Source organism: Bartonella sp. AA78NXGY (genome assembly GCF_042197005.1).
Classification (GTDB): Bacteria; Pseudomonadota; Alphaproteobacteria; order Rhizobiales; family Rhizobiaceae; genus Bartonella.
The window spans coordinates 1-7,838 of sequence record NZ_JBHIRI010000027.1; the positions used below are offsets into that span (position 1 = coordinate 1).

At 42.6% G+C, this 7,838-nt stretch carries 9 protein-coding genes; 6 read left to right on the forward strand and 3 right to left on the reverse strand.

Annotation, left to right across the window (positions count from 1 at the left end; all coding sequences use genetic code 11):
- Together ACFINL_RS09000 and ACFINL_RS09005 are read left to right on the forward strand one after the other, a co-directional pair.
- On the forward strand, window positions 1-2,402 hold a 2,402-nt coding region (locus tag ACFINL_RS09000), incomplete at its 5' end, for a DUF4815 domain-containing protein (RefSeq protein WP_375651429.1).
- A 13-nt stretch (window positions 2,403-2,415) separates the two neighbouring features.
- Entirely contained in the window at window positions 2,416-3,762 is a 1,347-nt protein-coding gene (locus tag ACFINL_RS09005; protein ID WP_273791643.1) for a Bgr_08870 family protein, read from the forward strand.
- Window positions 3,763-4,098: 336 nt separating this feature from the next.
- Here the strand turns inward: ACFINL_RS09005 and ACFINL_RS09010 are convergent, their stop codons facing one another.
- Window positions 4,099-4,278, reverse strand: coding sequence for a hypothetical protein (locus ACFINL_RS09010; protein WP_375621862.1), 180 nt, complete (start codon window positions 4,276-4,278; stop codon window positions 4,099-4,101).
- Between the two features lie 119 nt (window positions 4,279-4,397).
- Here ACFINL_RS09010 and ACFINL_RS09015 point away from each other — a divergent pair, with 119 nt between their 5' ends.
- Together ACFINL_RS09015 and ACFINL_RS09020 are read left to right on the forward strand one after the other, a co-directional pair.
- Window positions 4,398-4,673, forward strand: a complete 276-nt coding sequence (locus ACFINL_RS09015) for a type II toxin-antitoxin system RelE/ParE family toxin (RefSeq protein WP_273791641.1) — start codon at window positions 4,398-4,400, stop codon at window positions 4,671-4,673.
- A gap of 30 nt (window positions 4,674-4,703) precedes the next feature.
- Window positions 4,704-5,033 (forward strand): HigA family addiction module antitoxin, encoded by a 330-nt coding sequence (locus ACFINL_RS09020; protein WP_375627782.1) that lies wholly within the window; start codon window positions 4,704-4,706, stop codon window positions 5,031-5,033.
- A 47-nt stretch (window positions 5,034-5,080) separates the two neighbouring features.
- Here the strand turns inward: ACFINL_RS09020 and ACFINL_RS09025 are convergent, their stop codons facing one another.
- Both ACFINL_RS09025 and ACFINL_RS09030 read right to left on the reverse strand, forming a co-directional pair.
- Window positions 5,081-5,359, reverse strand: a complete 279-nt coding sequence (locus tag ACFINL_RS09025) for a hypothetical protein (protein WP_375627783.1) — start codon at window positions 5,357-5,359, stop codon at window positions 5,081-5,083.
- Window positions 5,356-6,111 (reverse strand): antA/AntB antirepressor family protein, encoded by a 756-nt coding sequence (locus tag ACFINL_RS09030; RefSeq protein ID WP_375651430.1) that lies wholly within the window; start codon window positions 6,109-6,111, stop codon window positions 5,356-5,358. The genes ACFINL_RS09025 and ACFINL_RS09030 overlap by 4 nt, the downstream gene beginning before the upstream one ends.
- A gap of 382 nt (window positions 6,112-6,493) precedes the next feature.
- Here ACFINL_RS09030 and ACFINL_RS09035 point away from each other — a divergent pair, with 382 nt between their 5' ends.
- Window positions 6,494-7,705, forward strand: a complete 1,212-nt coding sequence (locus tag ACFINL_RS09035; RefSeq protein ID WP_375651431.1) for a phage tail sheath subtilisin-like domain-containing protein — start codon at window positions 6,494-6,496, stop codon at window positions 7,703-7,705.
- Window positions 7,705-7,838 (forward strand): phage major tail tube protein (locus ACFINL_RS09040; RefSeq protein ID WP_375651432.1); only part of this gene is annotated, 134 nt, incomplete at its 3' end. The genes ACFINL_RS09035 and ACFINL_RS09040, both read left to right, overlap by 1 nt.

The following is a 7,838-nucleotide window of genomic DNA, read 5'->3' on the forward strand; positions in this document are numbered from 1 at the left end:
TTGTTCCTAGCGAAACGCATATTTTTGCGCCCCCAAAAGGGAAAACAAGTTTCACCTTTAAACCCTATTATTTTCCTCTTGCCGATATTCAGTCTCTTTTGTTGACAAAAGAAAAAACCGTTAACGTCACCCGCGGTGCGGTTGCCGCAGGGCGTGATGGTGTTCCTGATAAAAGCATCACCGCGTTTATTAAAGTCGTTCAAGGAAGCAAGGAATTTAAAGAAGGCACAGATTTTAAAAAAACAGGAGACACCATTGATTGGGCATCCGTGGGAGACGAACCTTTAGCAGGGAGCAGCTATAAGGTGACTTACCGCTATCGCGCAAAAATCACGGCTGATAAGGTAACAGCGCAGGAAATCACTGTCTCAGGGGGTGCGGAGGGTGGTGATATTATCGTCAGTTACACTTACAAATTACCCCGCATTGACCGCATAGGACTGAACACAGGGGGCAATGTGGTTTACATCAAAGGTATCTCAGTAGATCATCCCATGGCACCGAGTGTCCCTGATGATGTGTTGTCCCTTGCAACCATTACCAACAATTGGCTTGAAACGCCGGTTGTGGTTAATGATGGCACCCGTGTTGCCCCCTATGATGAAATGTGGCGCTATTTTCAACGAGTGCTTTCGCTTGATCGATTGATGCAATTAGAGCGTATTAAAAGCAATGTTGACTCTAAAGAACCTGTTGCCAAAAAGGGCATGTTTGCCGACCCTTTTCTCGATGATAGTTACAGAGATGAAGGCTTTCAACAAACAGGTGCTGTAGGCAACGGCATTTTACAGCTTGCCATTGACCCAACCTTTTACACTGCTCCTTTAAAAGCGCCTGTTACGCTTGACTGGACAAATGAAGTGATCATTGCGCAAGAGTTGACAACGGCTTGCGAAAAAATCAATCCTTATCAAAATTTTGCGACCTTGCCTGGTACAGTAACCCTTGAACCCGCGACAGACTTCTGGCATGAACAGCGCACCGATTGGCTCTCAAGCGTGACCAATCAAATCATTATGGGAAAACATCGCGGCAGAACTATCCGTAACACAGAAGTGCGTGATGACTTGGTCAATGCACATCAAGAACAAACCGACTTTTTAAGACAAATTACCCTTCACTTTAAAATTGAAGGCTTTGGCAAGTTAGAACAATTAGAAAGCCTCATCTTTGATGGTGTGAATGTTTTGCCAGCGAGCCGCCTTGTTGCCGATAGCAAGGGCACCCTTGAAGGAACTTTTAAAATTCCACAAAACATCACCGCTGGCACAAAAAATGTTGTGGCACGGGGGAAAGGTGGAACCATTGCAACGGGGCTTTTTACCGGTCAAGGTCTGATTGATGTGAAAGTGATGCGGCGCACCACCACTGTGAAAATATGGATGCAATTTGACCCACAAGCGCAAGTCTTTACCCCCGATGAAACACGGCAAATCACCGGTATTGACTTTCATCTTTGCAAAATCGGTAATGAGAACCATGATTTGGTGATTGATTTGGTCACTACAGAAAACGGTTATCCGACCGCCGATATTCAAGCACAAAGCTTTTATTCTATGAAGGGCGCAAAGCTAGGTTGGGCAGAGGCACGCTATGATGTCCCTTTGTTAGTCCCTAATGACCGTCTCACTGCTTTTGTCATTAAAACCGATGATGCGGATCATTCTGTCTCACTGGCAAAGCTTGGGGATTTTGATGCAGAACACCAGAGATACGTCTCGAGCCACCCTTACGTGACCGGTCCACGCTTTTCTTCTGTCAATGCTAGGAGCTGGACCGCTCATCAAGATGAAGCCTTAGCCTTTCGAGTGCTGGCGGCACGCTATAGGCAAACAGAAAAGATTGTCGATTTAGGCACCTTTGACCTTGTGGACTGCTCTGATTTGCAAGTACGCGCAGCCATTGAATTGCCTTCAAGCGATTGTTCTGTCATCTTTGAAATTGAACGAAACAATGGCACAATTTATCAACTGCTTCCCTTTCAATTGCTAAGCCTTACCGAATATATCAGTGAAAAGGTAAAGCTTCGCGCTATTCTCAAAGGGACAGAGAAACTCTCACCTGTTTTGTTTGCTCCTGTTCAATTGATTGCAGGCAAGATCCATAAAACGGCCACTTATGTCACCCGTGCTTTTACCTTTGGTGAAAAAGCAAGATTGACCAGCTATATCAAAACCTTTTTACCAGGTGGTGCAACCTTTTCACTGGAGATGCAACTGGATGATGGTGCTTTCACCCCTTTGAAACTTGACGAAACAGAACAACTCGCTGAACCGCTTTGGACAGAACGAAAATTTACCAGCAGTGATAAAGGCGCCAAACAAGCGCGCTTGAAACTCACGCTTACCGGTGGACCTGCTGCACGGTCCATGGTGAGCGATTTTGGCGCTGGCATATTATAATGGGAGAACAGAGATGACCAAAACCAAAAAACTCGACATGGAATTGCCGAAAGAAGGTCGCTTTATCAGTTCTGAATTCCCAATCTTGCGGGAAAACTTGACCAAAATTGATCAAGCTCTTTTGGCTGTTGAGGAAAAGGTAGAGGGAAAAGCACCTTTAAAACACACGCATACAATAAGTGATGTTGCCGATCTTGAAGCGGCTCTCAAAGGCAAAATGGCAGCCGATAAAACCTTCTCATTTGCTGATTTAAGCGATATCGAGGGGGCAAAAGATGCCGCAAATAATTATGTTCTCTATAAATCAAGCAATAATAACTTCACCTTTGGCAGTGCTGTCTCACTGTTAGGCGCACATCAACATAAAACCGAAGATATTGTGGGGCTTGATGATTTTAGAGCCAAGATTAATGAAGATCTGACAAGCTATGGACGCCTCACAAGTCCAAATGAGTGGCAGAATTACAATAAATTTACCAGCAAAGTCACTATGAGTGGTGGCTTAGAACTGTTGGGAAACACATCATTGAATATTACCCATAATAACAAAATGATCACTAACTTAAGTACAAGCGGAAGCTCACTTAAAGGACCTTTGAGAGTCGATGGAGAACTTGTTTATACGAAATCAGAAATAGATATTCTCAAGCAGGAAATTAAAAACATCAAAAAAGATTTGATTAATAAACTCATTATTGCCGATGCTGAATTGCTTTATACGCAAGATGGGAAAATTGAATGGCCCAACTGGGTCACGGATAAAACCAAAGTCGAAATTACAGCCTGGGGTGGCGGCGGTAGTGGTGGTTGCTCTTGGTCTTATTGCTTAGGCGGCGGTGGAGGAGGTGGAGGTTGTTCCGTGTGGTACGGCTATAAAGCCAGTTTAAACGGGCATGAGGATATCATCATTGGTAAAGGAGGAACTTCTGTTGCAAAGCATGGTGCGACAGGAAATTCTGGAGGCACAACAACCGTTGGCAAAAATTTTATGACAGCTACAGGAGGAAAAGGTGGTGGAGGTGCTTATTATTCCAGCCCATCATCCCGTTACTCAGGTTCTGGTGGTACTGGAGGAGTTGGCGGGAACTTTGGTTGGGCAACAGATGGTCTCTTAGGACTTGCCAAAGGCGGAAATGGTTATGCTGGAACGAAAGGAATTGATGCAGAAATGAGTGGTAACGGAGGTGATGCTGGGGGCGATACATCAAGGGGTGGCGCTGGAGGAACGGGAGATGGTTACCATACTTCAGGAAAAGCAGGGCGTGGTTTTGGGGGTGGAGGTGCTGGTGCTAACGGGGATGGGCATTACAGCGGTGCTGGTGCTGATGGCGCTGTCCTTATAAGATTGTGGAAAGAATGAATGGTTTATGCAGGTATAAAAAACAATGATAGTTTCTAAACGGACACTTATTGTCTGATGGCTTATAAACTGTATAGTTTCTTCTTATAAAGTCCCCTTTAAAGCCCTTTTTTACTGACAGTGTCAGGCTTATGAGAGAGTGTAGATGATTGTTATGGTCTCTTCATTAATTTGGAGAGCAAAATGACAATAGAATTTAAACTTCGTATTCACTTTATTAAGAATGGCAAGGGATCTAAGTTTTTAGCAATATTTGATCAGACAGCCGTTGGTATGTTTGTAAAATCCTTGATGTTAACGTGCAAATTTATCCCCTCCATGCACCTATTCTTCTCTTTACGCATGAGGTGGAGAAACAGGATAGTGTTCTGTTTCATAAGCTTCAATTAACAAAACAAGAGTTTTCATTCTATCAAATTCTGGAGTATTAACTTCTGGCTGCTTATCAAACATTGCAGACACAATTTCTAAAGCTTCTTGGTACTCCCTCTCAGCACGAATTGGTTTGATATTCATTTCTTAAATTCTTGTAGTTCCACAGTGTTGGCATCAATCATATTAAGTTGTAACATTTTTGTTGACAATTGTCACTTAATACATTACATCTTACTTAAAATAAAGTTGTTGAGTTTGCTATGATCAAAACATTTAAAAATAAAGACCTCCAATCTCTCTGGGAAACAGGAAAAAGTAAGATTGATAGCAGGCTTCAACAGCGTATTATTCGCCGTCTTGATGCCCTTGACGCTGCTTCTCAAGTTAGTGATATCAATGTACCAGGTTATAATTTTCATATGCTTAAAGGCTTTACTCCAACTCGCTACACAATTCATATCAATGGTCCTTGGTGTATCACTTTTGAATTTAAAGACAGACACGTTTACCATGTTGATCTAGAGCAATACCACTGAAGGTTTTAAGATTTGTAAAGGAAACTATCCATGACCACACGTAATCCTAATCGTTGTCCTTCTCATCCAGGAGAAATTTTAGCTGAATCCTTAGAACATTTAAATGCAAGCAAAACCGAAATTGCTAGGATTCTTCAAATATCACGCCAGCACTTGCACGGTATCCTTAAAGGAGAACGTCCAGTCACAGCCGTAACAGCGGCTCGCATTGGTAAATTGTTAGGAAATGGACCAGCCCTTTGGCTACAGCTTCAAGCCAATTATGATACATGGCATGCCTTGAGGGACATTGATGTCTCTTCTATTCCAACACTAACAGCTAGCGAAATGAATACGCAAATGGAACATAGCCATTCGTAACCTTCTCCCCGCCCTTAAAGACGAGGAGATAAGTCATGTTTTTGAACTTAAGCAACCTTTTTAATAGGGTTCTCGAAATCTGGTTCATAAGCGCGCAATAAAGGATCCATGCTATGCGGCAGTTCTGAATCACCAAAATCTGTTAGAACTATTAAGATTTTAAGTATACTTGGCATCTCATCTTGAAGTTTTAAAATTAAAGCTTTTTCTATGACACTCATAGTATCAACCAGAGCTGTACAATCTTTATCATTCATATTTTCATGTCTAGAAAATTGAGATAATGCCAACCACAAATCGCATAAGAAATTGGTATCTATCTTCATTGCACACCTCCATGGATTTGCTCTCTTAAACATGCCAATCCTCTGGAGGTGATTTTCGTTGAAGGGAGTACCTTTTCTGTACCATCTGGTCTTTGAATGGTGATAGCAGGGCAGTCCATAAAGCCTTTCTTGATTTTATCCTGATAAGGTAACAGAGGCGCCCCCGGAGCACGTCGATAGACCCAATCATGTTTACGCAAGTAATCCGTTAAATCTTTTGGTCGTACTTCTAACATCTTCGCGGCTTCGATAAGACCAAACAGACCATCAGAGCGTTTTAAGCCTTCTAAAGCTTCTGCTTTTGGAGTCAATTCAGCAATAGTGTTATCCTTTTGCTCGATTTGACTTTGTAAGTGATTCAAAACACCAAGTAATGCTTCGGGTTTGGAATAATCAACTTGTGGAGCGGCTATCTGTGGTGTCACTACTTGTTTCAAAAGCCGTTCACATTTGATAAAGTATAAACGAGCTTCTCTACCTTTCTTATTATTTTCAAGCATAGAGAGCTCTTTGGCTACGCTTAAGGTAAGGTGATAATCTTTAGAGGGACGACCACCTTGAAGGTTTTCCCCAAAATTGGTGAAAACTAAATAATCCTGATTTTCTAATAAATTATATTTGTTTATGCGATATTTAATCCAAGTAGAGAAATCTTTACCTACTTCTAAAAACGCATGCAAATCACGCGCGTTTACCGTTTGAACAGTTTCCTGATCAATTATTTGTTCCAATATTGGAATAAGAGTGTTCATGAGAACTCCTTATCGTTAAATGTTTTTGATTGACACTCGATAAAAGAGTGCCGGGTGCTCAAAAACACGGCGATAAGTCCGTCGTTATGCTTTCCCCCAAAGGGTATTGTATAGCGTAACCACACCCGACAAGCCATTTATATGCTATACGCATATAATGAGTCAAAGCTTTTAATCTGCGGAAAAAAGACTGTTTCGGCAATCCACCCGCTTATCGTCAAGGTGTTTTTGAGGCACCTGATTCGAAAATACACATTGCATAAATAATGTCAAGCTATTTTCGATAATTTTTTATCATTATGCCAGTCTAACAAATACAGCAATCACCCCCTCATTTTTCCCATTCATTTTAATTCATCCCTCATTTAAAGGAGCATAAAGTATGGCAACAGGTTTTCTACACGGTGTTGAAGTCGTTGAAGTTGACGACGGCACCCGCCCCCTTCGCGCAGTTCAATCGGCAGTTATCGGGATTGTTGGCACAGCACCCGATGCCGATGAACAAGCATTTCCCCTTAATACACCCGTTTTGGTAACAGGCTCTCTTTCACAAGCCGCTAAACTGGATAAAACAGGCAAGCGTCAAGGCACCCTACCTAATGCCCTTGATCTCATTTTCAAGCAAGTGGGTGCCATTGTTGTTGTCGTGCGCGTGAACGAGGGTGACAATGAAAATGCAACACTCACCAATGTTCTTGGCGGTGTAAACGCAAATGGTGCTTATGAAGGTGTTCATGCTTTGATTGGAGCGCAATCCATTGTAGGACAAACACCACGCATTCTCATCGCTCCAGGCTTTACACATCAACGCCCTTCCAGTGTGAATATTGAAGAGAATGGAACTGGTGCAACTGCCAACCCCGTCGCAGCAGAACTCATTGGCATTGCCGAGCGTCTGCGTGCTATTGTGGTGCTTGATGCACCAAACAGCACAGATGAAGCAGCCCTTAGCACAGCAAAGGATTTTGATTCAAAACGCGTCATTCTTATTGACCCTTTTGTAAAGGTGAATCGTGATGGAAAGATCATAGAACAGCCGGCAAGTGCAGCAGTTGCTGGTGTCATTGCCAAAACTGATTTTACACACGGTTTTTGGCATTCTCCTTCCAATAAAGTGATCAATGGCATTGTTGGTATTGCACGCCCCATTGATTTTTCCATTGGTGATCGATCAAGCCGCGCTAACCTTCTTAACGAACAAAACATCACAACAATTATCCGCGAAAATGGTTATCGTCTTTGGGGTAATCGCACCCTTTCAAGTGATACAAAGTTTGCTTTCTTATCCGTAGTACGCACCGCAGATATGATCAATGATGCCATTTTGCGCGGGCATCTATGGGCTGTCGACCGCAATATCAAAAAGACCTACATGAATGATGTCAGTGAAAGCGTCAATGCCTATTTGCGTGATTTAAAAGTACAAGGCGCCATTCTTGGTGGACGCTGTACACCTGATCTAGAGCTTAACACAGCAAGCGCCATTGAGAGCGGCAAAGTCTATTTCAATGTCGAATTCACCCCCACAACACCCGCAGAACACATCACGTTCCGTTCACGCATTGTGAATGATTATTTAGAGGAGATTTTTTAATGGCTATCCCCGTTTTACCAAGAGTTTTGAAATATTTTAACATTTTTGTCGACGGTATTCCCTATCAAGCAAAATGTGAAAGCGTAACATTACCGAATTTGAACTTGGTCGTTGAAAGTTATCGCGGCGGTGG

Coding starts and splice junctions, on each gene's coding strand:
- ACFINL_RS09005 (WP_273791643.1), top strand. CDS start 2,416: ATGACCAAAACCAAAAAACTCGACATGGAATTGCCGAAAGAAGGTCGC.
- ACFINL_RS09010 (WP_375621862.1), bottom strand. CDS start 4,278: ATGAATATCAAACCAATTCGTGCTGAGAGGGAGTACCAAGAAGCTTTA.
- ACFINL_RS09015 (WP_273791641.1), top strand. CDS start 4,398: ATGATCAAAACATTTAAAAATAAAGACCTCCAATCTCTCTGGGAAACA.
- ACFINL_RS09020 (WP_375627782.1), top strand. CDS start 4,704: ATGACCACACGTAATCCTAATCGTTGTCCTTCTCATCCAGGAGAAATT.
- ACFINL_RS09025 (WP_375627783.1), bottom strand. CDS start 5,359: ATGAAGATAGATACCAATTTCTTATGCGATTTGTGGTTGGCATTATCT.
- ACFINL_RS09030 (WP_375651430.1), bottom strand. CDS start 6,111: ATGAACACTCTTATTCCAATATTGGAACAAATAATTGATCAGGAAACT.
- ACFINL_RS09035 (WP_375651431.1), top strand. CDS start 6,494: ATGGCAACAGGTTTTCTACACGGTGTTGAAGTCGTTGAAGTTGACGAC.